This window comes from Pelomonas sp. Root1444 (assembly GCF_001426885.1).
Lineage (GTDB): Bacteria > Pseudomonadota > Gammaproteobacteria > Burkholderiales > Burkholderiaceae_C > Pelomonas.
On record NZ_LMFP01000028.1, the window covers coordinates 233,223 to 259,723 of the forward strand.

The following is a 26,501-nucleotide window of genomic DNA, read 5'->3' on the forward strand; positions in this document are numbered from 1 at the left end:
GTTCCAGCGCGATGCCCGCTGCCACGGCGGCGAGCGCAGCCCACACGAAAGGCGCATGTGCGCCGAACAGCACCGTCATGCGGCGCTCCCCAAGGCGCGCGGCCAGCGGGTTTCGGTCCCGACGCGCACCTGCAGCAGCCGGCGCGCCCGTGTCAGCACGGCAGCGGCGGCATAGGCCCAGAAGCCAGCGGTGGCCAGCAGCAGGCCCGCCAGCATCTCCGGCGCGATGGCGCTGCCGCGCGGGCCGACGGAGGCGCCCTGGTGCAGCGTGTTCCACCAGCTGACGGAGAAGTACAGCACCGGCAGGTTGAGGGCGCCAACGAGCGCGAGCAGCGCGCCGGCATGGTCGCCGCGGCGGGGGTCGTCGGGGGTGTCGACCGCCGAGGTCAGCGCGATGAAGCCGACGTAGAGCAAGGCCAGCAGCAGGGCGGAAGTGAGGCGCGCGTCCCACACCCACCAGGTGCCCCAGGTCGGCCGCCCCCAGAGCGCGCCGGTCAGCAGCGTCAACACCGCGAAGAGCGCGCCGCTGGGGGCCAGTGCCCGCATCAGCACGAAGGCCAGCCGCGTGCGCCAGGCCAGGCCCCACAACGCCCAGGCGGCCATGGCGCCGTAGCAGACCATGGCGATCCACGCCGCCGGCACGTGCACGTAGAGGATGCGGTAGGCCTCGCCCTGCTGGGCGTCCGTCGGGGCGATGAAAAGCCCAAGCACCAGGCCGGCCAGGATGCCGAGGGCGGCGAGCCCCCACAGCGCAGGCAGCAGCCGGCCGCTGAGCGTCAGGAAGTGGGCGGGGCTGGCGTAGCGCCAGAGAGGGTGCGGCGTGGTCATCAGTCGAGCATCAGTGAAAGCGTGGCGGCGATGCCCCAGGGGACAAGCGCCAGAAGTACGGCCAGCCAGGCGCCGAGCAGCAGCAGGGCCGCGGGCGCGTTGCTGCTCCCCTGGGCGGCGGCCGTGCCGAAGACCAGCACCGGCACCTGCAGCGGCAGCAGCAGCAAGGCCAGCAGCCCCGCACCGGCCCGTGCATGCAGCACCAGCGCGGCGCCCAGGCCGCCCAGCAGGGTCAGCGCCGGCGTGCCCAGCAGCAGGCTGAGCGCCAGCGGGCCCGCGTCGTCCACGCCGAAGGCCAGCGCCAGCAACGGCGCCAGCAGCACCAGCGGCAGGCCGGTCAAGCCCCAGTGCACCGCCAGTTTCAGGGCCACGGCCAGCGGGCGGGGCAGCGGCGCGAGCCACCACTGCTCCAGGCTCCCGTCGGCGAGGTCGGCGGCGAACAGCCGCGGCAGCGGCAGCAGGCTGGCCAGCAGCGCAGCGATCCACAGCAGGCCCGGCGCCAGCTCGCGCAGCCGCGCGGGCTCGGGCCCCAGGCCGAGCGGGAACATCAACGCCACGCCGATGACGAAGGCCAGCGGCGTGAGCCACTCCGCCGGCTGACGCCAGCTGCTGCACCACTCCCGCCCCGCCAGCGCGCGGGCGCCCTGCCAAGCCGGCGCCATCAGTGGCCCCCGACGTGCAGCGTGCGCACCGGCTGCTTCAACGGCAGGGGTTGGTGGCTGGTGAAGACGGCGCTGCCGCCCTCGCGGGCATGCCGGTCCAGGCGCTGGGCGAGCCGGTCCACCATGGCAGCGTCCAGCGCCGCCACCGGTTCATCCAGCACCCACAGAGGCGCCACATGCGGCAGCCACAGCCTCGCCAGCGCCGCGCGGCGCCGCTGGCCGGCCGAGAGCCGCGCCAGGCGCTGGCCTGCCAGGTCGCGCAGCCCGACAGGGGCGAGGGCCGCCAGCGCCTCGGCCGCGCTGCAGGGATGGCCCGCCAGCGCGGCGCCGCTGCGCAGCTGCTCGATGACCGTGAACACGTCCTTCAGCCCGGGGCTGTGCCCGAGGTAGAGCAGTTCGTGCTCGACATGCACGCGCCCGGCGTGCGGCCCGCTCAGGCCGCAGATGAGCCGCAACAGGCTGGTCTTGCCGCTGCCGTTGGCGCCTTGCACCCAGAGCAGCTCGCCGGGGTGCAGCGCCAGGTCCAACCCCTCGAACAGCAGGCGGCCGCCGCGCGACTGTGCCAACTGCTGAAGCAGCAGCACGGGAGAAGGAGCAAGGGCTGGAGAGGCCGCAGCGAGTGACATGCCGCCACTCTAGGCAGGCGCGTTTCGCGGGCCAACGAAGCAAATCGAGGGAGCTTGGTTGATCCTTGCTGGCCGCACGGCGCCCGGCCAAGTCGGCGCCGGACTGCTCGCGGTTGTCGCTGCAATCTGTTGATCGCCGTCAAGGGTCCGGCAGCCCGGTTGGCGAACCATGCAGGTATTCAACCGCGCAATCGCGCAAAGGAAACTGCGATGGGCATCAAGAGCATCCTCGTCCACCTCGACAACGGCAGCAACGTGCAAGGGCGCGTGGCCGCGGCAGCAGCGCTGGCCCGCCGGCACGACGCCCACCTGATCGGCCTGGCGCCGACCGGTTGGATCGCGCTGCCGCCTGGCGGGGCGCTGGCCTGGGGGGCGCCGGCCTACCAGCAAGCCACGCTGGAGCAGCAGCGCGCGAACGCGGACGACTGCGTGCGGCGCTTCCTGAAGCAGGCGGACAGCCTCGGCGTGTTGTCCTTCGAAGGACGGGTCGCCACCGGCTATGCGGCCGAGACCATGATCCTGGCGGCTCGCTATTGCGACCTGGCGGTCGTCACCCAGTTCAACCCCGACGAATCGAACGCCGCGCAATCGCCGCAGATGCCGCAGGACGTGCTGCTCGAATCGGGCCGCCCCGTGCTCGTGCTGCCCTATGCCGGGGAATGCGAAGTGCCGCCGGACGCCCGCGTGCTGGTGGGCTGGGACGGCAGCCGCGAGGCGGCGCGCGCCATGCGCGACGCGCTGCCGCTGATGCGGACGGCGGCCAGCGTCGAGGTGGTCGTGTTCGACAAGCCGGAGGACGTCGACACCCGCCACGGCCCCCTGCCCGGCGCCGACATCGGGCTGTGGCTGGCCCGCCATGGGCTGAATGTGAAGGTCAACTACGTGCCCATCAAGGTCGCAGCGGGTGCGGCCCTGTTGTCCCACGCCGCGGACATGGGCGCCCAGCTGATCGTCGCGGGCGGCTATGGCCACTCGCGCTTCCGCGAGTCGGTGCTGGGTGGTGTGACGCGCACGCTGGTGACCACGTCACCGGTGCCGGTGCTGTTCTCGCACTGAGCTGAGCGCCCCGCCCGGCGGGAGTGAGTCCCGCGGGTCAGCCGGCGCCGCGTTCAGTGGTCGAGCGGCGCCTGCCGCCTCGGTACGGCGGCCTCGCCCGCGAGGAGGCCTTGCTGCGGCTGCAACTGCAGCTGCCGCCCCTCCGTCAGCGTGCGGGCATAGTCGTCGGCAGGAACCGGGCGGCTGAAGTAGTAACCCTGCATCTGGTCGCAGCCGCTGCGGCGCAGGAACTCGAGTTGCTCCACGGTCTCGACGCCCTCGGCGATGACCTGCATGTGCATGCTGTGCGCCATGGAGATGATGGCCAGCGCGATGGCGCCATCCTGTTCGCCACGGGAGATGTCGGTGACGAAGGCGCGGTCGATCTTGACCGAGTTGAAGGGAAAGAGCTTCAGGTAGGCCAGCGAGGAATAGCCGGTACCGAAGTCGTCCAGCGACAGGTGCAGGCCGAACTCACGGAAGTCCTGCATGGTGCGCTCGGCATCGGCCGGGTCCTGCATGACCAGGGTCTCGGTCACCTCGAGTTCGATGGCGCCGGCCTGGAGCGCGTTGTCCCGCAGGGCCTGCTCGATGCACAAGCGCACGCGCCCTTCGCGGAACTGCAACGCCGACAGGTTGACGGCGACCGGCAGGATCGGGACGCCCCGTGCCCGCCACGCCGCCTGCTGGGCGCAAACCGCCTGGATGACCCATTCGCCGATGGGCACGATCAGGCCGGTCTCCTCCGCCACGGCCATGAACTCGCCTGGGCCCAACAACCCGCGCGTCGGATGCCGCCAGCGGATCAGCGCCTCGGCGCCGGTGATGCGGCCCTGCAGCAGGTCGACCTTGGGCTGGAAATGCAGCACGAACTGCTGCCGCGCCAGCGCCTCTCGCAACAGGCGCTCCATCTCATGCTTTTCGGCCATGCGGGCGTTCATCTCGGGCGAGTAGGTGGCATGCTTCTCGCCCGACAGCCGCGCCTGCTTGAGCGCCGCCTCGGCATTGCGGAACAGCGATTCGGCGTCCATGCCGTCGTCGGGGTAGACCGCCAGGCCGAAATGCGCGTCCAGGGTCACCTCGGCACCGTGGATTGCGGCGGGCTTGCCGACGATGTCGTCGAGCGTGCGCAGCAATGCGGTGATGTCTTCATCGCCGTGGTACGGGCCGGCGATCGCGAAGTTGTCGCCGGCGACGCGGGCGACGCTGTGGCTGCGCGAGAACTCGGCTGCGAGCCGCTGGCCAAGTTGGCGCAGCAGCTGGTCGCCGACGTGGCGCCCGTGGGCATCGTTGACGCGCTTGAAGCGGCTCAGGTTGGCCACGACGGCCACCACCGTGCGCCCTGCCGCCGCCGCCGACTGGATGGCCAGGCCCAGGTGGTCGAGGAAGACGTGGTTGTTGGGCAGGCCCGTCAACGCGTCGTAGCGCGACAGGTAATGGACCTTCTCCTCCTGCTCGATGTGCTTGAGCGCGAACGAGATGTCGCCGGCCAGCTCGCCGAGCAGCTTGAGCTCGTCGTCGTCGAAGAGATGCGCGTCACGGGCATAGAGCGTGATGACGCCGACCGCGCGGTCCCAGGGCGTCAGCGGCAGCGCGATCGCCGAGGCGAAACCGAGCGCCCGCGCATCGGTGCAGACGGCGTCGGTCGCCGGGTCCACCTCGGCGAGGTCGTTGCAGTACACGGGGTTGCCGCCGTCCAGCGCCTTGTACGGCAGCGCGCGCCGGTGCGGCAGCGCGGCCTTGGAGAGCGTCAGGCGCAGGCGGTCCAGTTGCTGGGCGCTCAGCCCGCGGGTGGCGACCGGGTCGAGCGCTGCCAGCGGGCCGTGGGCCAGCGCGACCCAGGCCATGGCAAAGCCACCGTCCTCCGCCGCGATGCGGCAGGCTTCGTCCAGCAGCGCCTGCCGGTCGCGCAGCCGCACGATGGCCGAGTTGATGCCGCTCTGCACGGTCTTGATGCGGTTGAGCCGGCCGATCTTGAGCTGCTGGGCCTCCAGCTGCTGGACGTAGCGCTCCAGCATGGAGGCCCGCACCAGCGACAGGTGGGTACGCACGCGCGCCAGCACCAGGGCCGGCGACACCGGCTTGACGATGTAGTCCACGGCGCCGCACTCGAAACCCGCGGCCTCGTCGCCGGCCTCGGCGAGCGCGGTGACGAAGATGACGGCGATGTGTTCGGTCTGCGGGTCGGCCTTCAGGCGCCGGCAGACCTCGTAGCCGTCCAGGTCGGGCATCTGCACGTCGAGCAGGATCAGCGCCGGCTGATGCTTGGCGGCGGCGGCCAGGCACTCGGTACCACTGCGCGCGAAAACGAGCGGGTAATGCGGCGAGAGGATCTGCTTCAACGTCGCGAGGTTGGTCGCTTCGTCGTCGACGGCCAGGATGGGTCGGGTTGACATCGCCTGCTACCTTTGCTCGTTTCAGTCATCCATTGCGCCGTCGCGGCACCCGCAGCGCTCGGCCTGCAAGGCCGACCAGGCCGGCTCGCGTTCAGCGATGCGGTGTTGGGCGAGGGGCGGTTTCATTTGAGCTCGGCGACGAGTTCTCGCGCCAGGTTCTCCGCGCGGCGGAAGTCGAAGTCCTCGACGCTCGCCCGAATCGGTGCCAGGCTGGCGTCCGGCACCCAGGCGCCCAGCTGTTGCAGCACCGGGGTCGCCAGGTCGGGGTTGTCGCGGTCCAGCGCGCCCAGCAACTCATCGAACAGGGGCTTGAGCCGCGCCTTGTCGGCCGGTGCCTGCGCCGTCGCGACGGGCGGTGGCGCCTCGGCGCCCTGCTCCGCCAGATGCGCCGCGATCGCCGCGCAGGCGCGGATGAAGGCGTCCTGCAGTGCCGCGAACTCGGCGAGCACGTCGCCGCCGTCCATCAGCAGCCGCTCCAGCCGCCCGGCGACGCGGGTCAGTTCCGGCAGCGCCAGGTTGCCGGCCGAGCCCTTGAGCTTGTGCAGCAACGCGCCGGCCTGCTTGGCGTTGCCTTCGTCGAGCAACTGGCGCAGCTGCGCCATGCTGTCGGCGTTGTCGCGTGCGAACTTGGCCAGGAAGCGGCGGTAGACGGCAAGGTCGCGCCAGACCTTGACGGCGTCCTCGACGGCGATGACGTCCACTCCGCCATTCGCCGGCGCCGGCGGGCCGGCGTCCGCGGGCGCCACGGCGGCCATGGGCCGTGGCACGGCCAGGCGCTGGATGACCCCGATCAGTTCGTCGACGGCGAAAGGCTTGGCGACGAAGGCATTCATGCCGGCCTCGCGCGCCTCGTCCTGCTGCACCTTGAAGGCGCCCGCCGTCAGCGCCACGACCGGCAGGTCGGCCAGGCCCGCGACGCCTCGCAGCATGCGGGTGGCCTGGTAGCCGTCCATCACCGGCATCTGCACATCCATCAGCACCACGTCGACCGCGCCGACATGCGCGCTCAGCCAGTCCAGCGCCACCAGACCGTTCTCGGCCAGCTCCACACTGGCGCCTTCGGATTCGAGGATGCGCGACGCGACTTCGCGATTGATGTCGCTGTCGTCGACGACCAGCGCCCGCACGCCCGCCAGGCGTTGCGCATTGCCGGTTTCCGGTCGGTCCGACACCGTGGGCCGGCCGCGGCGACGCATCGCTTCGGCCACGCTGTTGTAGAGCGACGAGCTGGTCACCGGCTTGTTGAGCACGCCGTCGACGAGGTCGCTGCCGACGCTCTTGAGCAGCTCGTCGTGGGCGTAGGCCGTGACCATCAGCACGATGGGCGCGGTCTGCCCGTCCATCACGCGGCGGATGGCGCGCGCGGCCTCCAGGCCGTCCATGCCGGGCATGCGCCAGTCCAGCAGCAGCACGTCGTAGGGCTGCGCCGTCTGCCAGCGGCTGCGCGCCTGGTCGACGGCCGCCGCGCCGGAGTCCGTCAGCGTCGGCGACCAGCCCATCGCGCGTGCCGTCAGCGCCAGGTTCTCGCGCGCCACGTCGCTGTCGTCGGCGACGAGGATCTCCAGCTTGGACAGCGCCATCGGCTCGTAGCTCTGCGTCGGCACCCACTTGAAAGGCAGGCTGAACCAGAACTCGCTGCCCTTGCCCGGCGTGCTGATGACGCCGATCTCGCCGCCCATCTTGCTCACCAGCTGGCGGCAGATGGCCAGCCCCAGGCCGGTGCCGCCGAAGCGGCGCGTCGTCGACGTGTCGGCCTGGGCGAAGGCCGAGAAGACGTGCGCCTGCTTCTCCAGCGGGATGCCGATGCCGGTGTCGCTCACCGAGAAGCGCAGCCGTGCCACGGTGTCCGAGCGTTCCAGCAAGGAGATGCCGACCTTGACGACACCGTGATGGGTGAACTTGATGGCGTTGCTGGTCAGGTTGATCAGGATCTGCTCCAGGCGCAGCGCATCGCCATGCAGCTCGCCGCCGACGTCGGGCGCCGGGGCGATCACCAGCTCGAGGTCCTTGTCGCCGGCGTTGGTGCCCATGATGTTGGCCAGGTTGTCCAGCACGCCGTCCAGGTGCAGCGGCGCCTCCTCGATCTCCAGGCGGCCGGCCTCGATCTTGGAGAAGTCCAGGATGTCGTTGATGATGGTCTGCAGCGAGCGCCCGGCATTGCGGATCTTGCGCACCAGGTCCAGCGCGTCGGCGTCCAGCGGCTTGTTCGCCAGCAGGTAGGCCAGCCCCAGCACGGCATTCATCGGCGTGCGGATCTCGTGGCTCATGTTGGCGAGGAAGTCGGCCTTGGCGCGGCTGGCGGCCTCGGCCTCGCGGGTGCGCACGGCCAGCTCGGTGGTGCGCTGCTCAACGCGCTGCTCCAGCTCAGCGTTCAGCGTGCGCACGGCCACCTCGGCGGTGCTGCGCTCGGCGATCTCGTGCTCCAGCGTCTGCAGCATGCCGTTGAAGGACTCGGCCAGCTCGCCGATCTCGTCCTCCGTGGTCTTGGCGGCCCGCAGCTTGAAGTCGCGACTCTCCATGACCCGCCGTGCCACCTTGCCCACCGCCAGGATGGGACCGGTGATGCGGCGCTGCAGGCCGGAGGACACCAGCAGGCCGAAGCCCAGGCTGAAAGCCAGCACCAGGCCGAAGATGACCAGGTAGTCGCGCAGCCACTGGGCCGCATCGTGCTGCCCGTCCACATAGACGGCGCCGATCTGGCCAGTGCTGGACTTGACCGGCACCAGCACCGTCATGTTCTCGCGGAACACCTCCACGCCGCCGGTCGGCCTCTGCGCCGGCACGCGGGTTTCAGGCGCGCGCGGGTTGACGTACTGCGCGAACAGCTTGCCGCTCGCGGTATAGAGGGCGGCCGCATTGATGTTGGCGTCGCCCCGCAGCTGGCCCAGGTTGTCGGCCGCCACCTTGGCGTCGTCGAACTCCAGCGCCGTGACGCTGCCCTGGCCCAGGATCTCGGCCAGCGTGGTCAGCTCGCGCGCCGAGCGGGTGCGGTTCTCCGACATGGCGTGGAAGAAGAATGCGGCGCTCGCGGCCAGCAGCGTGCAGGCATTGACGGCCAGCACCATCAGCAGCACCTTGGTGCGTATCGAGCGCAATCGGATCGTCATTCAAGGCCTTCCCGTGTCCACGCGTTGTGCGACGGCCAGCAGCCGCGAACTCACCTTGAGACCCTGGCGCTCCGCGTTGGCCATCGAGATCTCGAAGCGGATGCGGTTGTCCACCGTCACGAAGTTGATGACGCAGCCGGCTTCCATGGCGCCGGGCACGTCGGAGATCGTCAGCGTGGGCGAGGCCTTGTAGGGCTCCAGCAGGCGCTTGAGCTGGGCGGCATCCGCCCCGCCCACGAAGACCAGCTGGACGCCGCGCACCGCCTCGCCGGCCTTCAGGACGCGCACCTCGACCGGGTGCTCGTTCATCGCGCGGGCCGGCTTGAGCTTGCCGAGTTCGTCCGCGATGTCGCCCGCGCCGACGATGCCGATGGTGAAGGGTGCCGTCGCATCCGCGAAGGTGCCGGGCGGCCAGTCGACGTGGCCGATGAATTTGTACAGGTAGGCGGCCTTGACCTGCGCGCCCAGCGGCTTGCCGTCGTTGTCGCCAGCGTTTGCGCCGCCCAGCGCAGCACAGGCCAGCAGGCCCGCGGTCGACCACCGCTGCAGGGGCGCCGCGCACCAGCATGTGACGAGGCTGCGGCGGGCTTGCATCAGGGCCTCACGGTGACGGTCAGCTGCACCGTGCGGCCCACCTGGATCGGGTTCGCACCCGCCAGGCCGCCCTGCGGGAACTCGCGATGCTGGGCATGGAGCAGGTTGCGGCCGGACAGCGCGAACTCCAGCCGGTCGGAGTGGCGCCAGCCCAGCCGTGCATCGGCCTCGTTGTAGCCGGGCACGTTGGTGAAGCGCAGCGCCGCCACGCGCCGCAGCGTCACGTCGAGATCGACGCCCTCCGCCAGCGACCAGGACGACTGCAGCCGCAGCTGGTAGCGCGGGTCGTTGCCCGGCGCGATGGATGCGATGTTGGCGCCGCTGAAGCCCTCGTGCATCCAGGTCAGGCCGGCCTGCATCGTCCAGCCCCGGCGCACCAGGTAGCGCCCCCCGGCCTCGACGCCGTAGACGTTGGCCGTCGCCCCGTTGATCAGCACGAAGCTGCGGTCGCTGAGCCGGCGGTAGTTGCGCAGGCTGGTGTAGCGGCTGCCGAACAGCGTCAGCGAATAGGACAGCTGCTCGCTCGGCTGGCCGCGCAGGCCCAGCTCCAGCGTCTTGGCGATCTCGGAGCGGAAGTTGGGGCCGCCGGCCAGTTGGTACGGCGGCTGGGCCGGCGCGAACAGCTCGACGTCGACCCGCGAGGGGGTGCGCACGGCGCGGGAGGCCGCACCCCACAGCAGCAGCCCGGGCGACGGCTTCCAGGCCAGCCGCGCGCTGGGCATCCACTCGGTGCCCGAGTAGCTGTTGTGCTCGACCCGTGTGCCCAGCGTCGCCGTCGTGGCGGCCGACAGCGACCGCTCGTACTGGGCGAAGGCGTTCGTCCAATGCAGGCTGCGCGAGGGCGGCAGGAAGGTCAGCCGGCCGTAGTTGCCGACGTCGTCGCTGGCCTGCCGGTGGCCGCCGCCGAAGATCCACTGGCTGCCCTCGCCGGCCGGCAGCAGGTATTGCAGGTCCACGTCCAGGATGCGCAGGCTCTCGGTGTACGAACCCGGGATGTCGCGCCAGGAGCGGTCGACGTAGCCCTGCAGGTTCAGCGTCGCACCGTCGTCCAGCATGCGCGACCAGCGGGCCAGCAGGTTGGCGCCATGGTGGCGCTGGTCGGCCGCAGCGGCCTGGTTGATCGATTCCTTGTAGGCGTCGCCCTGCAGCGTCAACGCCCCGCCGGCGGCATCGGCATCGCTGCGAAAACCCAGCTGCAGCTTCTCGAACCCGTCGCCGGCGTCGATGCCGCTGGCGCGTTCGCTGTCGCGGCGCTTGTTGTACTTGGCATAGACGCGCAGCGCGCCGCCCTCGCCATAGCGCCAGCCCTGGCGCAGCGACAGCGCCTGGCTCAGGTTGCCCCCGGCGGCCTGGGCCAGCGTGCCGACGCTGGCGCTGGCGGCGGTGGTGATGACGTTGATGACGCCGTTGACCGCATTGGCGCCCCACAGCGTGCCGCCCGGGCCACTGACGACCTCGATGCGCTCCACGTCGCCCAGCGGCACGTCCTGCGTCTCCCAGAACACGCCCGAGTACAGCGGCGTGTAGACGCTGCGGCCGTCGACCAGCACCAGCAGCTTGTTCGCCGTGGCCGAATTGAAGCCGCGCGCGCTGATCGCGTATTGGCTGGCATTGATGCGCGCGACATGCAGGTTGGGCGCCAGTCGCAGGGCTTCGGCGAGGGTGTTGACGCCGGCACGGTGGATCGCCTCCTTCGTGATGACGTAGACCGAGGCCGGCGCATCGCCCAGGCGCTGCTCGCGTTTGGATACCGACGTGACCTCGATGTCACCGAGTTGTTCGAGCGAGAGGTCGGCGAGGTTGGTTGCGGTGTTCGCCATGGCGCCCGCCGAGGCCAGCATGCACAGCACTGCCAGGGCTCCCATGGCAGGGCGCGCCCCGCCGCGGGGCTTCAAGCATTGCAGTTCCGTCTCCCGTCTCCCCCGGCCGCTCGCTTGATCGGACATGCCGCCTCTTCAGCTATTTGGTCAGTTCATTCTGGAAGTCATGTTGCTGGGAGGCAATGGCGTGGCAATGGCCTCCATGCTGGCAGGGTTTTTAGGGGATCGGCGGGGCCGGACAGCGCGATGGCCCGAGCCACTACGATGCCGCCCCTGGACATGGGATGTGGGACCGATGCGTTGGATGGATTTGTCTGAGATGGGTGGGTGCGCGTGGGGCTGCTGATGCGCCTGCTCGTCGGGCTGGTCTGGCTGCTGAGCTGGCTGCCGTTCCGCGTCCTCTCGGCGCTGGGCTGGGTGATCGGCAGCCTGATCGCCGCCCTGCCCTCGTCGCGCCGCCACATCGGCGAGGTGAACCTGCGGCTGGCGCTGCCCGACTGGACACCCGCGCAGCGCCAGCGCCTGCTGCGCCGGCATTTCGTCGCCATGGTGCAGATGCTGCTGGAGTACGGCTACTGCTGGTTCGCGTCGCGCGAGCGGCTCAAGCGACTGATGCGTATCGAAGGCCTGGAGCACCTGCGCGCGCTGGACGGACGCAACGTGATCCTGATGATGCCGCACTTCACCGGGCTGGACCTGGCCGGCCTGCGCGTGTCGCTGGAGACGCCGCTGGTGAGCATCTACTCGGTGCAGAAGGACCCCTGGCTGGACGCCTTCTTCCGCGCCAAGCGGCTGCGCTTCGGCACCGGCATCATCTTCGCGCGCCAGCAGGGCACGCGGCCGACGCTGCGGGCGTTGAAGGACGGCTACCGCCTGTACTACCTGCCCGACCAGGACTTCGGTCACCGCGACTCGGTCTTCGTGCCCTTCTTCGGCGTGCCGGCGGCCACCATCGGCGGGCTGTCGCGCATGGCGGCCGTCACCAAGGCGGCGGTGCTGCCCTGCTACCCGCGCCGCGAGGCCGACGGCTACACGCTGGTCATCGAGCCGGCGCTGGAGAACTTCCCGACCGACGACATCGTGGCCGACGCGACACGGATGAACGCCGTCATCGAAGCCCAGGCGCGCCGACAATTGCACCAGTACTTCTGGCTGCACAAGCGCTTCAAGTCGCGCCCGCCCGGCGAGGCCGACTTCTATTCGCGATGACTCACGACATCCCCTACATCAAGCTCAGCATCGTCGCGATCTTCATCGCGAGCACGGTCTACGTGCACTTCCGCGGCCGCGTGCGGCTGCGCTTCTTCCGCCAGTTGATGGACCACTCCACCTTCATGGCGCCCATCAACTGCCTGATGTACATGTTCTCCAAGCTGCCGGCCAGGCCCTACCTGCCGGTGGCCGGCTTCCCGGAGCTTAAGCTGCTGGAAGACCACTGGCAGGACATCCGCGCCGAGGCCTTCAAGCTGGCGGCGGCGGGCGAGATCAAGAAGAGCGACAAGTACGACGACGCCGGCTTCAACAGCTTCTTCAAGACCGGCTGGACGCGCTTTCACCTGAAGTGGTACGACGAGGCGCACTCGTCGGCGCGCGAGCTGTGCCCGGTGACTACCGAGCTGCTGCAACGCATCCCGACCGTGAAGGCCGCGATGTTCGCGGCGCTGCCACCGGGCGGCCGCCTGGTCACGCACCGCGACCCCTTCGCCGGCTCGCTGCGCTACCACCTGGGCCTGGTCACGCCCAACGCCGACAGCTGCTACATCTCGGTGGACGGCGAACGCTACAGCTGGCGCGACGGCGAGGGCGTCATCTTCGACGAGACCTACCTGCACTACGCCGAGAACCAGTCGGACATGATGCGCATCATCCTGTTCTGCGACATCGAGCGGCCGCTGAACAACCCGGTGGCGCGCTGGTTCAACCACTTCATCAGCCACACGCTGATCCGCGCGGCGTCCGCCCCCAACTCGGAGACCGACCGCACCGGCGGCATCAACCGGCTGTTCGCCTACGTGCAGCAGGTGCGCCTGTTCGGCAAGCGCATCAAGGCCCGGAGCCGCTTCGCCTATTACGGCTTGCAGTGGTTGATCTTCGGCGGCCTGCTGGTCTGGTGGCTGTTCGGCTGAAGCGCCCCGGGTTTGCCCGGCCGTGACGAACGGGCCGGCAAGCCTGCCTTCGCTAGCATCGAAGGTTTTGGTCCTCCCAAACACCTTCCATGCCCCGTCTGAACGTCGCCCCCGCCCTGCTGCTGGCCGCTGCCCTGGCTGCGAACGCGCAAGAAGCGCCCAAGCCTGCGCCGTGGAACGTCAATGCGCCACCCGGCGTTGCCAAGACGGCCAGCATCGACGTGAAGACCGGCACCTGGCTGAGCGTGGACGTGAGCCCCGACGGCAAGACGATCGTGTTCGACCTGCTGGGCGACCTCTACACGCTGCCCATCGCCGGCGGCGAGGCCAAGCCGCTGACGCACTCCATCGCCTGGGAGCAGCAGGCGCGCTTCTCGCCGGACGGCAAGCAGATCGCCTTCTTGAGCGATGCCGGCGGCGGCGACAACCTGTGGGTCATGAACGCGGACGGCAGCGGCGCGCGCGCCGTCACGAAGGAGGACTTCCGGCTGCTGAACAACCCGGCCTGGCACCCCAGCGGCAAGTACCTGCTGGCGCGCAAGCACTACACCGGCACGCGCAGCGCGGGCTCGGGCGAGATCTGGCTGTTCCACGTCGACGGCGACGCGGCCAAGAACAAGGGCGTGCAGCTCAACGAGAAGCCCAACTGGCAGAAGGACCTGGGCGAGCCAGCCATCTCGCCGGACGGCAAGTACCTGTACTACTCGCAGGACACCACGCCCGGCCGCGTCTTTGAGTACAACAAGGACAGCAACGGCGAGATCTACAAGATCTACCGCCAGGACCTCTCCGACGGCTCGGTCGAGCCCTTCGTGCAGGGCGCCGGCGGCGCGGTGCGGCCCACGCCCTCGCCCGACGGCAAGTACCTCGCCTTCGTGCGCCGCGTGCGCAACCAGAGCACGCTGTTCCTGAAGGACCTGGCCACCGGCGTGGAGCGCCCCGCCTGGAGCGGCCTGTCGCGCGACCTGCAGGAGATCTGGGCGATGTGGGGCGTCTACCCCAGCTTCGCGTGGATGCCGGGCTCCAAGGAACTGGTGGTCTGGGCCGAGGGCAAGATTTGGCGCGTCGACCCGTTCAAGGGCAGCGCCGCGGAGATTCCCTTCCACGTCAAGGACACGCGCGAGCTGCGCGAGCCGATGCGTTTCGCGCAGGAGGTGGCACCCGAGAAGTTCGCCGTGCATCAGCTGCGCGGCGCGCAGGTGTCGCCGGACGGGAAGCGCGTCGTCTACTCGGCGCTGGGCGCGCTGTACGTGAAGGACTTGCCGGACGGCACGCCGCGCCGGCTGACCAAGCAGGACGAAGCCTTCGAGCTCGCGCCGAGTTGGGCGCGCGACGGCAAGAGCCTCGTCTACGCGACCTGGCGCGACGACACGCAAGGCACGATCCGCCGGCTGGACGTCGCCTCCGGCAAGGAGACCGTCCTCGTCAAGGAGCCCGGCAAGTACCTGGAGCCGCGCCTGTCGCCGGACGGCAAAAGCGTCGTCTACCGCAAGGTGAAGGGCGGCGGGCTGACCAGCCCGTGGCACAGCCTGGACACCGGCCTCTATCTCGCGGCGGCCGACGGTTCGGGCAAGACCGAGCGCATCAGCAAGGAAGGCAGCGGCGCTCATTTCGGCGCCCGCAGCGACGAGCTGTTCTTCACCAAGACCAGCAGCCCCAGCGAGGTCGAGCAGCGCTTTGCACTGACGCGCCTGAACCTGCGCGACCGCAGCGAGACCGAGGTGGCGCGCAGCGACCTCGCCAGCGAGTACAGCGTGTCGCCCGACGGCCAGTGGCTGGGCTTCGTCGAGCGCTTCCACGCCTACGTGACGCCGCTGCCCCATGCGCAGGGCGCCGGCAAGGTCCTGACCGTGGGCGCCAAGATGGACGCGCTGCCGGTGCGGCGGCTGGACGCGAACGCCGGCTCGGCGCTGCACTGGAGCGGCGACAGCCAGCGGCTTCACTTCACGCTGGGCGACGCGCTGTTCACGGCCAACGCCGCGGGCCAGGACCAGGCGACGAGCCAGAAGATCGGCTTCCAGCAAGCCAGCGACAAACCCGGCGGCAAGATCGCGCTGACCGGTGCGCGCATCGTGACGATGAAGGGCGATGAAGTCATCGAAGGCGGCACGGTCGTCGTCGACGGCAACCGCATCACTGCCGTCGGCAAGGACGTCGCCATCCCGGCCGACGCCAAGCGCATCGACGCCAGCGGCAAGACCATCGTGCCCGGCTTCATCGACGCGCACTGGCATGGCTCGATGAACGACGCGGGCCTGATCCCGCAGCAGAGCTGGATCAACCTGGCGTCGCTGGCCTTCGGCGTGACGACGCTGCACGACCCCTCGAACAGCAACGCCGCCATCTTCACGCAGGCCGAGATGCAGCGCGCCGGCATCGTGCTGGGGCCGCGCATCTATTCGACCGGCACCATCCTGTACGGCGCCAAGACGCCGTTCACGTCCGACATCCAAGGCCTGGACGACGCGCTGGACCACCTGCACCGCCAGAAGGCCGAAGGCGCCATCAGCGTGAAGAGCTACCAGCAGCCGCGCCGCGACCAACGCCAGCAAGTGCTGGAGGCCGCACGCCAGACCGGCATGATGGTCGTGCCCGAGGGCGGCTCGCTGTTCCAGATGAACATGGGCATGGTGGTCGACGGCCACACGACCATCGAGCACGCGCTGCCGCTGGCCGAGGTCTGGGACGACGTGAAGCAGCTGTGGGGCCAGACCGCCGTGGGCTATACGCCCACGCTCAACGTCGGCTACGGCGGGCTGGACGGCGAGCACTACTGGTACGCCCGCACGGAGGTCTGGCAGCACCCGCTGCTGAGCCGCTACGTGCCGCGCACCGTGCTGGAGCCGCGCGCCGTGCGCCGCGTGACGGCGCCGGAGGAGGACTTCAACATCATCCGCGTGGCCCGCACGGCCACGGCGCTGTCACGCGCGGGCGTCAACACGATGATCGGCGCCCACGGCCAGCGCGAGGGCCTGGGGGCGCACTGGGAGATGTGGATGTTCGTGCTGGGCGGCATGACGCCGCACGAGGCGCTGCGCACCGCCACCATCAACCCGGCGCGCAACTTCGGCTTCGACAAGGACCTGGGCTCCATCGAGCCCGGCAAGCTGGCCGACCTCGTCGTCATCGACGGCAACCCGCTGGCCGACATCCGCCAGAGCGACCGCGTCGTGCAGGTGATGCAGAACGGCCGCCTGTTCGACGCCGCGACGATGAACCAGCTCGCCCCGGTCGCCAAGACCCGCAAGCCGCTGTTCTTCGACGGCGCCGACGGCAAGACCATGCCCATCGACAACGAGGCGCTGGAGTCGGGCCACCTCGGCGACTGAGGCGTCAGGCCAGCTGCCGCCGCAGCGTCTGGGCGGCCTGCACCATCTGCTGCAGCGCGGCCTCGGTCTCGGGCCAGCCGCGCGTCTTCAGCCCGCAGTCGGGGTTGACCCAGAGCAGCTCGGGCGGGATGACGGCCGCGGCCTTCTGCAGCAGGCGCAGCATCTCGGCCGCGTCCGGCACGCGCGGCGAGTGGATGTCGTAGACGCCGGGGCCGATCTCGTTGGGGTAGCGGAAGTCGCCGAAGCCGCGCAGCAGCTCCATGTCGGAGCGGCTGGTCTCGATGGTGATGACGTCGGCGTCCATCGCCGCGATCTCGGGCAGGATGTCGTTGAACTCCGAGTAGCACATATGGGTGTGGATCTGCGTGTCGTCGCGCACCGGGCTGGCGGCCACGCGGAAGGCGCGCGTCGCCCACGCGAGGTAGGCGCCCCAGTCCGCGCGGCGCAGCGGCAGGCCCTCGCGGATGGCGGGCTCGTCGATCTGGATGACGGCGATGCCGGCGGCCTCCAGGTCGGCCACCTCGTCGCGGATGGCCAGCGCGATCTGCAGGGCCGTGTCGGCGCGCGGCTGGTCGTCGCGCACGAAGGACCATTGCAGGATGGTGATGGGGCCGGTCAGCATGCCCTTCATCGGCTTGCTAGTGAGGCGCTGCGCGAACACGGTCCAGTCCACCGTCATCGCCTGTGGCCTCGACACGTCGCCGAACAGCACCGGCGGCTTCACGCAGCGCGAGCCGTAGCTCTGCACCCAGCCGTTGGCCGTGAAGGCAAAGCCCGACAGCTGCTCGCCGAAGTACTCGACCATGTCGTTGCGCTCCGCCTCGCCGTGCACCAGCACGTCCAGCCCCAGCGCCTCCTGCTTGCGCACGGCCAGTTCGATCTCCCGCTGCATGGCCTGGCGGTAGTCGCCCTCAGGGAGCTGGCCGCGCTTGAAGGCGGCGCGCGCCGCGCGGATGGCGGGCGTCTGCGGGAAGGAGCCGATGGTGGTCGTCGGGAAAGCAGGCAGCCGCAGGCGCTGGCGCTGCGCCGCCCGGCGCGCCGCAAACGGCGAGCGGCGCCTGTCGGCATCCGCAGGCAGCGCCTTGACGCGGGCCGCGACGGTGCCGTTGCGCACGCGCGGGCTCACGGCGCGGGCCGCATGCGCGACGCGCGCCTCGGCCAGCTCGCGAGCGACGCTGGCTTCGTCGCCCCACAGCGCACGCTTGAGCACGCGCAGCTCGTCCAGCTTCTCGACGGCACCGGCCAGCCAGCCCTGCAGCTCGGTGTCCAGCGCCTTGTCGTCGCGCAGGCTGAAGGGCACGTGCAGCAGCGAGCACGACGGCGCCACCCACAGCCGGCCGCCGCGCAGCGCCTGCACCTTGCGCAACTGGCCGAGCGCCTGGTCGAGGTCGCTGCGCCAGATGTTGCGGCCGTCGACGACGCCCACCGACAGCTCGCGGTCCTGCGGCAGCTTCATCGCCACGGCCAGCAGCTCACCTGGCGCACGCACGGCGTCCACATGCAGGCCGGCCACGGGCAACTCGCAGGCCAGGTTCAGGTTGTCGGCCAGCGGCGAGAAGTAGGTGGCCAGCAGCAGCGGCTGGCCCACCACGCCCAGCCGCGCGTAGGCCAGGCGCAGCGCGTCGGCCCAGGCGGGCGGCAGGTCCAGGCCGAGGATGGGTTCGTCCAGCTGCACCCAGGTCACGCCGCGTGCGGCCAGGCGGGTCAGCAGCTGCTCGTAGGCGGGCAGCAGGCGCTTCAGCAGCACGAGGCGGTCGAAGCCCTCCTGCTTGCTCTTGCCCAGGTACAGGAAGCTCACCGGCCCCAGCAGCGCGACCTTGGGGCTGGCCGGCAGCGCGATGGCCTCGTCCACCTCGGCCAGCAGGCGCTCGGCGTGCAGGCTGAACTGGGTGGCGCCGTCGAACTCGGGCACGAGGTAGTGGTAGTTGGTGTCGAACCACTTGGTCATCTCCAACGCCGGCACGCCTTCGCCGGGGGCCGCGCCACAGCCGCAGCTGTCGGCGTGCACGTGGGCGGCCGTGCCGCGGGCCATCGCGAAGTAGCGCTGCAGGGGCGTCTCCCGGCCGGTGAAGCCGAAGCGCGCCGGCTCGCAGCCGAACAGCTGGATGAGGTTGGCGACATGGTCGTAGAGCGCGAAGTCGCCCACGGTGACATGGTCCAGCCCGGCGTTGCGCTGCAGCGTCCAGTGCCTTGCGCGCAGCGTGGCGGCTTGCGCTTCCAGGGCGTCGGCGTCCAGCTCGCCGCGCCAGTGGCGCTCCAGCGCCATCTTCAGTTCGCGCTGCTCGCCCATGCGAGGGAAGCCGAGAATATGAGTCTTGATCATGATGAATCGAACGATGCTGAAATTGATTCGTCATGATCGACAATCCATGACTATGATTCAAACGAAACATTTTCTGAATCATCACAAGTTCTGCTCATGCCAACGCCTTTGGAGCTTCGCCAACTGCGCACGTTGGTCGCCCTGCGCGAGGCCGGCAACCTGTCGCGCGCCGCGCAACTGCTGAACCTGACGCAGTCCGCGCTGTCCCACCAGCTCAAGGGGCTGGAGGCGCATTACGGCGCCGAGCTGTTCGCGCGCAAGAGCAACCCGCTGGTGTTCGGCGTCGTCGGCCAGCGGCTGCTGAAGCTGGCGGACGCGGTGCTGCCGCTGGTCGACGAGGCCGACCGCGACGTGGGCCGGCTGGTGGACGGCTCGGCCGGCCAGCTGCGCATCGCCGTGGAGTGCCACACCTGCTTCGACTGGCTGATGCCGGCGATGGATGCCTTCCGCGAGCGCTGGCCCGAGGTGGAGCTGGACATCGTCTCCGGCTTCCAGGCTGATCCCGTCGGCCTGTTGCACCAGGACCGCGCCGAGCTGGCCATCGTGTCCGACGTGGACGCCGACGAGACCGGCGTGGCGGTGCACCCGCTGTTCAGCTTCGAGATCGTCGCGCTGCTGCCCAAGGGCCATGCGCTGCTGGCCAAGCCCTGGCTGGAGGCGGCCGACTTCGCCGACCACACCCTCATCACCTACCCCGTGCCCGACGACATGCTGGACCTCGTGCGCCGCGTGCTCCAGCCCGCCGGCATCACGCCGCCGCGCCGCACCAGCGAGCTGACGGTGGCGATGCTGCAGCTGGTGGCCAGCGGCCGCGGCTTCGCGGCGCTGCCGCTGTGGGCGGTGGAAGGCTATCTGGCGCGAGGCTACGTGGCGCGCCAGCGCATCGGCGAGGCGGGCCTGACGGGGCGGCTGTACGCCGTCAGCACCGAGGGCCTGGCGGCCAAGCCCTTCCTGGCCGATTTCGTCCGGCTGATGCGCGAAACCTCGTTGCGCAATCTGGCTGCGATCAGCTTGCTGTAATCAGCCCCTAGAATGCCGCCGGTCAGGAGAGCGCCCCGGTGAAGGTGGGGGCCGCCGAAGGCGCAACAACGCTCAGGCAGAAGGACTGACAAGACGCGGCGGGTGACAGACACTCGGCGCGTTCCTCACTGGAGAGAGGCCGGTCCTTGAGCCGGCCCACCGAAGGGGCAAGCCCGAGGCGATTCGCCTGGGGTCAATCTCTCAGGTACCCCGGACGGCGAGGACATCCAAACCCGAATTCCGTCGGAGCCCTTGATGTCCTCTTTGCTGCAAACGCCGCTGCACGCCCTCCATCTCGAACTCGGCGCCAAGATGGTGCCCTTCGCCGGCTATGACATGCCGGTGCAATACCCCGCCGGCGTGATGGCCGAGCACAAGCACACGCGAGTGGCCGCCGGCCTGTTCGACGTGTCGCACATGGGCCAGGTGCGGCTGGTCGGCGCCGATGCCGCCGCCGCGCTGGAGACGCTGGTGCCCGTTGACATCGTCGACCTCGGCGTGTTCAAGCAGCGCTACGCGCTGTTCACGAACGAGCAAGGCGGCCTGCTGGACGACCTGATGGTCTGCAAGCGGCCCGACGACCTGTTCGTCGTCGTCAACGCCGGCTGCAAGTCGCAGGACATTGCGCACATGCAAAAGCACATCGGCTCGCGTTGCCAGGTCATCCCCGTGCCGGAGCGCGCGCTGCTGGCGCTGCAAGGCCCGCAGGCGGTGGACGTGCTGAGCCGCCTGAACCCCGAGGTCGCCAAGCTGACCTTCATGACCGGCGGCTTCTTCGAGCTGGACGGCATAGCCACCTTCTTGACCCGCTCGGGCTACACCGGCGAGGATGGCTTTGAGATCTCCGTCCACGAGGACGACGCCGTCGCGCTGGCCCGCAAGCTGTTGGCCCATGCCGAGGTCAAGCCCATTGGTCTCGGCGCGCGCGACTCGCTGCGCCTGGAAGCGGGCCTGTGCCTCTACGGCCACGACATCGACGAGACGACCACGCCGGTCGAAGCCTCCATCACCTGGGCCATCCAGAAGGTGCGCCGCGCCGGCGGTGCGCGTGCCGGCGGCTACCCGGGCGCGGCCGTCATCGACGAGCAGCTCGCCCACGGTGCCGCGCGCAAGCGCGTGGGCCTGGTCGGCAAGGAGCGCATGCCCGTGCGTGAAGGCGCCAAGATCGTCACCGCCAACGATGTCGAGATCGGCGTCGTCACCAGCGGCACGCTGGGCCCTACCGTCAACCAGCCGGTGGCGCTGGCCTACATCGGCACGCCGTATGCCGCCGTCGGCACCGAAGTCTTCGCCATCGTGCGCGACAAGCGCACGCCCATGACCGTCTCCCCCACCCCCTTCACCCCCAACCGCTACTACCGCGGCTAATCACGGAGCCCTGAACGATGAGCATCAAGTACACCCCCGACCACGAATGGCTCGAAGTCCACGGTGATGGCACCGCGACGGTCGGCATCACCGTGCACGCGCAGGACGCGCTGGGCGACGTGGTCTTCGTGGACCTGCCCGAGGTCGGCAAGACCTATGCCGAGAAGGAAGTCGCCGGTGTCGTCGAATCCGTGAAGGCCGCGGCCGACGTCTACATGCCCGTCGACGGCGAGGTCACCGAGGTCAACGAGGCCCTGCGCGACGACCCGGCGCTGGCCAACTCCGACCCGTTGAAGGCCGGCTGGTTCTTCAAGGTCAAGCTGAGCAACCCCAGCCAGCTCGACGCGCTGATGGACTCGACCGCCTACGACGCCCTGCTCAAGACCCTCTGATCCACCTGCTGTAGACCTGCCATGCCGACGCCGCTTTCTCAACTCGAAGACGCCTCCGAATTCCACGCCCGCCACATCGGGCCGGATGCCGTCGATGAATCGCTGATGTGCGCCGCCGTCGGCGTGGCCAGCCGGTCCGCGCTGATCGACGCGGTCGTGCCCAAGTCCATCCGCCGCGCCCAGGCGATGAACCTGCCCGCGCCCATCACCGAGGCCGGCGCGCTGGCCGAGCTCAAGCTCATCGCCAGCAAGAACAAGGTCTACAAGAGCTTCATCGGCCAGGGCTACCACGGCACGCACACGCCGGGCGTCATCCTGCGCAACATCCTCGAGAACCCCGCCTGGTACACCGCCTACACGCCCTACCAGGCCGAGATCTCGCAGGGCCGCATGGAAGCCCTCGTCAACTTCCAGACGATGGTGACCGACCTCACCGGCATGGACATCGCCAACGGCTCCATGCTCGACGAAGCCACGTCGGCCGCCGAGGCCGTCACGCTGGCCAAGCGCGGCGTGAAGAGCAAGAGCAACACGCTGATCGTCGCCGGCGACGTGCACCCGCAGACCATCGAGGTCATCCAGACGCGCTGTGCGCCGCTGGGCATCGAGGTGAAGGTCGGCATGGCGCCCGCGCTGATGGCCGAGAACGACTACTTCGCCGTCGTCTGCCAATACCCCAGCACCACCGGCCTCATCCACGACCTGAAGGCCTTCACCGAGCAGGCCCATGCCAAGCAGGCTGCCTTCATCGTCTGCGCCGACCTGCTGGCGCTGACGCTGCTGGTCTCGCCCGGCGAGTTCGGCGCCGACATCGTCGTCGGCAACACGCAGCGCTTCGGCATGCCCATGGGCTGCGGCGGCCCGCACGCGGCCTTCCTGGCCTGCAAGGACGAGTTCAAGCGTTCGATGCCCGGTCGCCTGGTCGGCGTGTCCAAGGATGCGCAAGGCCACCCCGCGCTGCGCCTGGCGTTGCAGACCCGCGAGCAGCACATCCGCCGCGAGAAGGCGACGAGCAACATCTGCACGGCGCAAGTGCTGCCGGCCGTCGTGGCCAGCATGTACGCCGTCTACCACGGCCCGCAAGGCCTGAAGCGCATCGCCGAGCGCGTGGCCAGCTACACGGCCATTCTGCACGCCGGCCTGACGCGCATGGGTGTCAAGGTCGTCACGCCGCATGTGTTCGACACGCTGCTGGTCGAGTGCGAGCCCGGCCTCGTCATGGCCAAGGCCGTGGCGGCCCAGGCCAACCTCCGCAAGCTCGGCGACAAGCTTGTCGGCATCGCGCTGGACGAGACGACGTCGCGCGCCGACATCGAGGCGATCTGGAGCTGGTTCGCGCCCGCTGGTGCGAAGGTGCCGACGGTGGCCGAGTTCGTCGCCGGCGTCGACAGCCTGATCCCGGCCAACCTGCGCCGCACCAGCGCCTACCTGACCCACCCGGTCTTCAACACCCACCACAGCGAAACCGAGATGCTGCGCTACATCCGCAGCCTGTCGGACAAGGACCTGGCGCTGGACCGCAGCATGATCCCGCTGGGCTCCTGCACGATGAAGCTCAACGCCACGGCTGAGATGATCCCCATCACCTGGCCGGAGTTCGCGGGCGTCCACCCCTTCGCACCGCAGGACCAGTTGGCCGGCTACACCGAGCTGGACCAGCTCCTGCAGAACTGGCTGACCGAATGCACCGGCTACGCCGGCATCAGCCTGCAGCCCAACGCCGGCTCGCAGGGCGAATACGCGGGCCTGCTGGCCATCAAGGCCTGGCACGAGTCGCGCGGCGACCACCAGCGCACGGTCTGCCTGATCCCCGAGAGCGCCCACGGCACCAACCCGGCCTCGGCACAGATGTGCGGCATGAGCGTCGTCGTCACCAAGTGCGACAAGGAAGGCAACATCGACCTGGCCGACCTAAAGGCCAAGTGCGAGCAACACGCCGACAAGCTTGCCGCGATCATGATCACCTACCCCTCCACGTATGGCGTGTTCGACACGCACGTGAAGGAGATCTGCGCGAAGGTGAAGGCCCATGGCGGCCGCGTCTACGTGGACGGCGCCAACATGAACGCGCTGGTCGGCGTGGCCGCACCGGGCGAGTTCGGCGGCGACGTCAGCCACCTGAACCTGCACAAGACCTTCTGCATCCCGCACGGCGGCGGCGGCCCGGGCGTGGGCCCGGTCTGTGTCGTGGACGATCTCGTGCCCTTCCTGCCGGCGCACCGCACGGCGGGCCTGGGCAAGGCCACCAACATCGGCGCCGTGTCCGCCGCGCCGCTGGGCAACGCGGCCGTGCTGCCGATCTCGTGGATGTACATCCGCATGATGGGCGCCGAGGGGCTTCGGCGCGCCACCGAGGTGGCCATCCTTTCGGCCAACTACGTCGCTGCGCGTTTGAGCGACCACTACGACATCCACTTCAGCGGCGAGATCGCCGGCGTGAAGGGCGGCGGCGTGGCCCACGAGTGCATCCTGGACCTGCGCCCGCTGAAGGAGACCTCGGGCGTCAGCGCCGAGGACGTCGCCAAGCGCCTGATCGACTACGGCTTCCACGCACCGACGCTGAGCTTCCCCGTCGCCGGCACGCTGATGGTCGAGCCGACCGAGAGCGAGAGCCGCGCCGAGCTGGACCGTTTCATCGACGCGATGATCCAGATCCGCCACGAGATCGCCGAGGTCGAGTCCGGCAAGCTGAGCCGCGAGGACAACCCGCTGGTCAACGCGCCGCACACGGCCATGGTCGTCAGCGCGTCCGAGTGGACCCACGGCTACAGCCGCGAGGACGCCGCCTTCCCGCTGCCCAGCCTGCGCCGCCAGAAATACTGGTCGCCGGTCGGCCGCGTGGACAACGTCTGGGGCGACCGCAACCTGTTCTGCAGCTGCGTGCCGCTGTCGGAATACGAAGAAGCCTGAGGCGCTGGCTCGAAGGCGGCGCGCCGGTGCCCGACAACACCCAAGTACCGGTCCTAGCCCTCGTGCGCCAGCCACACCCGATCACGCCCGGCCGCCTTGGCGGCATACAGGGCTTCGTCGGCGGTCTGCACCAGCAGCTCCGGGTGGCGATCGGCGACGGGCACTTCGGCCGCCAGCCCGATGCTGGCCGTGACATGACCCGTGGGGCTGGCCGGGTGCGGCAGCGCCCGCGCGCGCAGCGCGGCGACGATGCGCTCGCCCAGCGCCAGCATCTGTGCAGCGCCGGCGCCGGGCACGATGAAGGCGAACTCCTCGCCGCCGTAGCGGGCCACCAGCTCGCCGCTGCGCCGGCCAACGGTCTCGGCCAGCACGGCCGCGATCTGGCGCAGGCAGTCGTCGCCGGCGACATGACCCATGCGGTCGTTGTAGGCCTTGAACAGGTCGGCATCCAGCAGGCCCAGCCCGAGCGGCTGGCCGGCCCGCTGCGCGCGCGCCCATTCGGCCGCCAGCACCGCGTCGAAATGCCGGCGGTTGGCCAGTCCGGTCAGGCCGTCGGTCTGGCTCATCAGCTCGAGCTGCCGGTTGGCCGCCTCCAGCGCCGCGGTGCGCTCCAGCACGCGGGCTTCCAGCACGCGTTCGCTGTCGGTCAGTGCCTGCACGCGGGCCTGCTCGGCCTGCAGCGCGCGCGCCTGGGCCTGCTCCTTGTCGGCGCGCATGCGCGCATAGCGGTCGGCCAGCGCCAGCGACAGCAGCAGCAGGTCGACCGCCGAGCCGGCCTGGGTGCCGGCGCTGGTGATCAGGTTGCTGGGCAGCACGCCCAGGTTGCGCATATGGCCCAGCAGCACGGCCACCAGCAGCACGCTGAAGGCCACGACGAAGAAGTAGGCGCTGCGCTGGCGCTGCAGCGTGCCGGTGATGCCGCAGGCCAGCAGCAGCGCGGCCGTCGTGGCGCTGCAGACGGCCCAGAACGGCGCCGTCTGCGCGAACCAGCCCATCAGCAACGGGATGAGCAGCACATTCAGTGCGATCAGCGCGCGCAGCCCGAGGTCCAGCCGCGGCATGGTCTGCGGCGTGCGCAGCATGCGGCGCGAGAACATCATCAGCGCGATGGCCGCCACCGAGCCGGGCACGTTCACGCCGCGCTGCTGCCAGTAGGGCGCGTCCGGCCACAGGAAATTGCTGCCGATGCCGGTGAAGCAGGCCAGCGCCGCCGCGATGCTGCCGGCGAACAGCACGTACCAGCCGAACGACGCGTCGCGCAGCAGCAGGAAGATCACCAGGTTGTAGAGGCCCACCGCCAGCGCCAGCCCGAAATACAGCATCTGCACGGCCAGCCGGCGCTGGTCGAAGCGCGGGAAGGCGTCGGCGCGCCACAGCCGTGCCGGCACGATCAGCGAGTTGGCGGACGCCACGCGCAGCATCAACGTCCGCGTCTCGCCCGGCGCCAGCGTGACCGGCACGCTGAAGTTGCCCCCCGGCCAGGGCCGCTGCGCAAAGGCGCGCTGGTAGCCGGTCTCGTGCCTGACGGCCGTGCCGTCCGGCGCGAGCAACATCACGTCGAGGTATTGCAGCAGCGGATAGCTGATGTCCAGCATCGCCTGCACGGGCTGGCTGCCGCCGTTGCGCAGCGGCAGGCGCAGCCACACCGCGGCGCCGGTGTAGCCGAACGACACGGCTTCGCCACTGGCCGTGCTCGGCTGCCAGTCGCCGCGAACCGCCCCGTCCAGGTCCAGCTTGCGGTCGGCGTCCTGCAGCAGCTCCCAGTGCGGCCCCAGCGCCAGCCCATCGGCCGGCAGGGCCTGCAGGTCGATGCCGCCCGCCCAGGCGACGCCCGACAACAGCCACAACACCCCCACCACGCACCACCGCCAGACCTGGTGGCGCCCGCCCCAACACCTTTTTTTCATGGGGCGGGAGTGTAGGCAGCGCCTGCAACCGTTCCAGCCCAGTTCCTCCCGAAAGGCT

General features: G+C 69.9%; 17 protein-coding genes and 2 riboswitches. Of the genes, 8 read left to right on the forward strand and 9 right to left on the reverse strand.

The genetic code is table 11. From position 1 onward, the window contains the following. Nucleotides 1-75: 75 nt before the first annotated feature. From ccmC to ccmA, 3 genes are read right to left on the reverse strand one after another with little or no spacing between them, the layout of a single operon-like run. Complete coding sequence (gene ccmC / locus ASD35_RS18880) at nucleotides 76-828, reverse strand: heme ABC transporter permease CcmC (RefSeq protein WP_056876509.1); 753 nt, start codon at nucleotides 826-828, stop codon at nucleotides 76-78. Further along, complete coding sequence (gene ccmB, locus ASD35_RS18885) at nucleotides 828-1,490, reverse strand: heme exporter protein CcmB (RefSeq protein WP_056876510.1); 663 nt, start codon at nucleotides 1,488-1,490, stop codon at nucleotides 828-830. The genes ccmC and ccmB overlap by 1 nt, the downstream gene beginning before the upstream one ends. Continuing rightward, nucleotides 1,490-2,116, reverse strand: coding sequence for a heme ABC exporter ATP-binding protein CcmA (ccmA, locus tag ASD35_RS18890; protein WP_082580284.1), 627 nt, complete (start codon nucleotides 2,114-2,116; stop codon nucleotides 1,490-1,492). The genes ccmB and ccmA overlap by 1 nt, the downstream gene beginning before the upstream one ends. Before the next feature lie 210 nt (nucleotides 2,117-2,326). Between ccmA and ASD35_RS18895 the strand changes: the two genes are divergently transcribed. Next, nucleotides 2,327-3,172, forward strand: coding sequence for a universal stress protein (locus ASD35_RS18895; RefSeq protein WP_056876512.1), 846 nt, complete (start codon nucleotides 2,327-2,329; stop codon nucleotides 3,170-3,172). Nucleotides 3,173-3,225: 53 nt separating this feature from the next. Here the strand turns inward: ASD35_RS18895 and ASD35_RS18900 are convergent, their stop codons facing one another. The 4 genes from ASD35_RS18900 to ASD35_RS18915 form a co-directional block, all read right to left on the reverse strand. Beyond that, nucleotides 3,226-5,547 (reverse strand): EAL domain-containing response regulator, encoded by a 2,322-nt coding sequence (locus tag ASD35_RS18900; RefSeq protein WP_056876513.1) that lies wholly within the window; start codon nucleotides 5,545-5,547, stop codon nucleotides 3,226-3,228. A 122-nt stretch (nucleotides 5,548-5,669) separates the two neighbouring features. Then, nucleotides 5,670-8,654, reverse strand: coding sequence for a response regulator (locus ASD35_RS18905; protein WP_056876514.1), 2,985 nt, complete (start codon nucleotides 8,652-8,654; stop codon nucleotides 5,670-5,672). Continuing rightward, nucleotides 8,655-9,248, reverse strand: a complete 594-nt coding sequence (locus ASD35_RS18910; protein ID WP_056876515.1) for a YfiR family protein — start codon at nucleotides 9,246-9,248, stop codon at nucleotides 8,655-8,657. It abuts the gene before it with no gap. Then, complete coding sequence (locus tag ASD35_RS18915; protein WP_056876516.1) at nucleotides 9,248-11,113, reverse strand: TonB-dependent siderophore receptor; 1,866 nt, start codon at nucleotides 11,111-11,113, stop codon at nucleotides 9,248-9,250. Before ASD35_RS18915 ends, ASD35_RS18910 begins: the two co-directional genes overlap by 1 nt. 300 nt (nucleotides 11,114-11,413) lie before the next feature. Between ASD35_RS18915 and ASD35_RS18920 the strand changes: the two genes are divergently transcribed. From ASD35_RS18920 to ASD35_RS18930, 3 genes are all read left to right on the forward strand, one after another. After that, entirely contained in the window at nucleotides 11,414-12,277 is an 864-nt protein-coding gene (locus ASD35_RS18920; RefSeq protein WP_056877428.1) for a lysophospholipid acyltransferase family protein, read from the forward strand. Nucleotides 12,278-12,294: 17 nt separating this feature from the next. Continuing rightward, a complete protein-coding gene (locus tag ASD35_RS18925; protein ID WP_056877429.1) occupies nucleotides 12,295-13,194 on the forward strand; it encodes an aspartyl/asparaginyl beta-hydroxylase domain-containing protein in 900 nt (299 codons plus the stop codon). Nucleotides 13,195-13,283: 89 nt separating this feature from the next. Next, the gene (locus ASD35_RS18930; RefSeq protein ID WP_056876517.1) at nucleotides 13,284-16,523 is read left to right on the forward strand and encodes an amidohydrolase family protein; all 3,240 of its coding nucleotides are present in this window, start codon (nucleotides 13,284-13,286) and stop codon (nucleotides 16,521-16,523) included. A gap of 4 nt (nucleotides 16,524-16,527) precedes the next feature. On the opposite strand, the gene metE is transcribed toward ASD35_RS18930, so the two are convergent. Then, complete coding sequence (gene metE, locus ASD35_RS18935; protein WP_056876518.1) at nucleotides 16,528-18,846, reverse strand: 5-methyltetrahydropteroyltriglutamate--homocysteine S-methyltransferase; 2,319 nt, start codon at nucleotides 18,844-18,846, stop codon at nucleotides 16,528-16,530. 96 nt (nucleotides 18,847-18,942) lie between these two features. Between metE and ASD35_RS18940 the strand changes: the two genes are divergently transcribed. The 4 genes from ASD35_RS18940 to gcvP all read left to right on the forward strand — a co-directional run bounded on the left by ASD35_RS18940 (nucleotide 18,943) and on the right by gcvP (nucleotide 24,536). Next, on the forward strand, nucleotides 18,943-19,866 hold the full coding sequence (locus tag ASD35_RS18940; RefSeq protein WP_056876519.1) for a LysR family transcriptional regulator: 924 nt from the start codon (nucleotides 18,943-18,945) through the stop codon (nucleotides 19,864-19,866). Nucleotides 19,867-19,879: 13 nt separating this feature from the next. Next, nucleotides 19,880-19,964: riboswitch (glycine riboswitch) on the forward strand. Between the two features lie 20 nt (nucleotides 19,965-19,984). Beyond that, nucleotides 19,985-20,094: riboswitch (glycine riboswitch) on the forward strand. Between the two features lie 27 nt (nucleotides 20,095-20,121). Then, nucleotides 20,122-21,234 carry a glycine cleavage system aminomethyltransferase GcvT gene (gene gcvT / locus ASD35_RS18945; protein ID WP_056876520.1) on the forward strand — a complete coding sequence of 371 codons (1,113 nt, stop codon included), beginning with the start codon at nucleotides 20,122-20,124 and terminating at the stop codon, nucleotides 21,232-21,234. Between the two features lie 17 nt (nucleotides 21,235-21,251). Beyond that, the gene (gcvH, locus tag ASD35_RS18950; RefSeq protein WP_056876521.1) at nucleotides 21,252-21,626 is read left to right on the forward strand and encodes a glycine cleavage system protein GcvH; all 375 of its coding nucleotides are present in this window, start codon (nucleotides 21,252-21,254) and stop codon (nucleotides 21,624-21,626) included. Between the two features lie 21 nt (nucleotides 21,627-21,647). Further along, complete coding sequence (gcvP, locus tag ASD35_RS18955) at nucleotides 21,648-24,536, forward strand: aminomethyl-transferring glycine dehydrogenase (RefSeq protein WP_056876522.1); 2,889 nt, start codon at nucleotides 21,648-21,650, stop codon at nucleotides 24,534-24,536. A 53-nt stretch (nucleotides 24,537-24,589) separates the two neighbouring features. On the opposite strand, the gene ASD35_RS18960 is transcribed toward gcvP, so the two are convergent. Then, nucleotides 24,590-26,443 carry a diguanylate cyclase gene (locus ASD35_RS18960; RefSeq protein ID WP_162254495.1) on the reverse strand — a complete coding sequence of 618 codons (1,854 nt, stop codon included), beginning with the start codon at nucleotides 26,441-26,443 and terminating at the stop codon, nucleotides 24,590-24,592. Between the last annotated feature and the right edge of the window lie 58 nt (nucleotides 26,444-26,501).

Coding starts and splice junctions, on each gene's coding strand:
- ASD35_RS18915 (WP_056876516.1), bottom strand. CDS start 11,113: ATGGGAGCCCTGGCAGTGCTGTGCATGCTGGCCTCGGCGGGCGCCATG.
- ccmA (WP_082580284.1), bottom strand. CDS start 2,116: ATGTCACTCGCTGCGGCCTCTCCAGCCCTTGCTCCTTCTCCCGTGCTG.
- ASD35_RS18905 (WP_056876514.1), bottom strand. CDS start 8,654: ATGACGATCCGATTGCGCTCGATACGCACCAAGGTGCTGCTGATGGTG.
- ccmB (WP_056876510.1), bottom strand. CDS start 1,490: ATGGCGCCGGCTTGGCAGGGCGCCCGCGCGCTGGCGGGGCGGGAGTGG.
- ASD35_RS18960 (WP_162254495.1), bottom strand. CDS start 26,443: ATGAAAAAAAGGTGTTGGGGCGGGCGCCACCAGGTCTGGCGGTGGTGC.
- ASD35_RS18900 (WP_056876513.1), bottom strand. CDS start 5,547: ATGTCAACCCGACCCATCCTGGCCGTCGACGACGAAGCGACCAACCTC.
- ASD35_RS18930 (WP_056876517.1), top strand. CDS start 13,284: ATGCCCCGTCTGAACGTCGCCCCCGCCCTGCTGCTGGCCGCTGCCCTG.
- ASD35_RS18940 (WP_056876519.1), top strand. CDS start 18,943: ATGCCAACGCCTTTGGAGCTTCGCCAACTGCGCACGTTGGTCGCCCTG.
- ASD35_RS18910 (WP_056876515.1), bottom strand. CDS start 9,248: ATGCAAGCCCGCCGCAGCCTCGTCACATGCTGGTGCGCGGCGCCCCTG.
- ASD35_RS18920 (WP_056877428.1), top strand. CDS start 11,414: ATGCGCCTGCTCGTCGGGCTGGTCTGGCTGCTGAGCTGGCTGCCGTTC.
- gcvT (WP_056876520.1), top strand. CDS start 20,122: ATGTCCTCTTTGCTGCAAACGCCGCTGCACGCCCTCCATCTCGAACTC.
- ASD35_RS18895 (WP_056876512.1), top strand. CDS start 2,327: ATGGGCATCAAGAGCATCCTCGTCCACCTCGACAACGGCAGCAACGTG.
- metE (WP_056876518.1), bottom strand. CDS start 18,846: ATGATCAAGACTCATATTCTCGGCTTCCCTCGCATGGGCGAGCAGCGC.
- gcvP (WP_056876522.1), top strand. CDS start 21,648: ATGCCGACGCCGCTTTCTCAACTCGAAGACGCCTCCGAATTCCACGCC.
- ccmC (WP_056876509.1), bottom strand. CDS start 828: ATGACCACGCCGCACCCTCTCTGGCGCTACGCCAGCCCCGCCCACTTC.
- gcvH (WP_056876521.1), top strand. CDS start 21,252: ATGAGCATCAAGTACACCCCCGACCACGAATGGCTCGAAGTCCACGGT.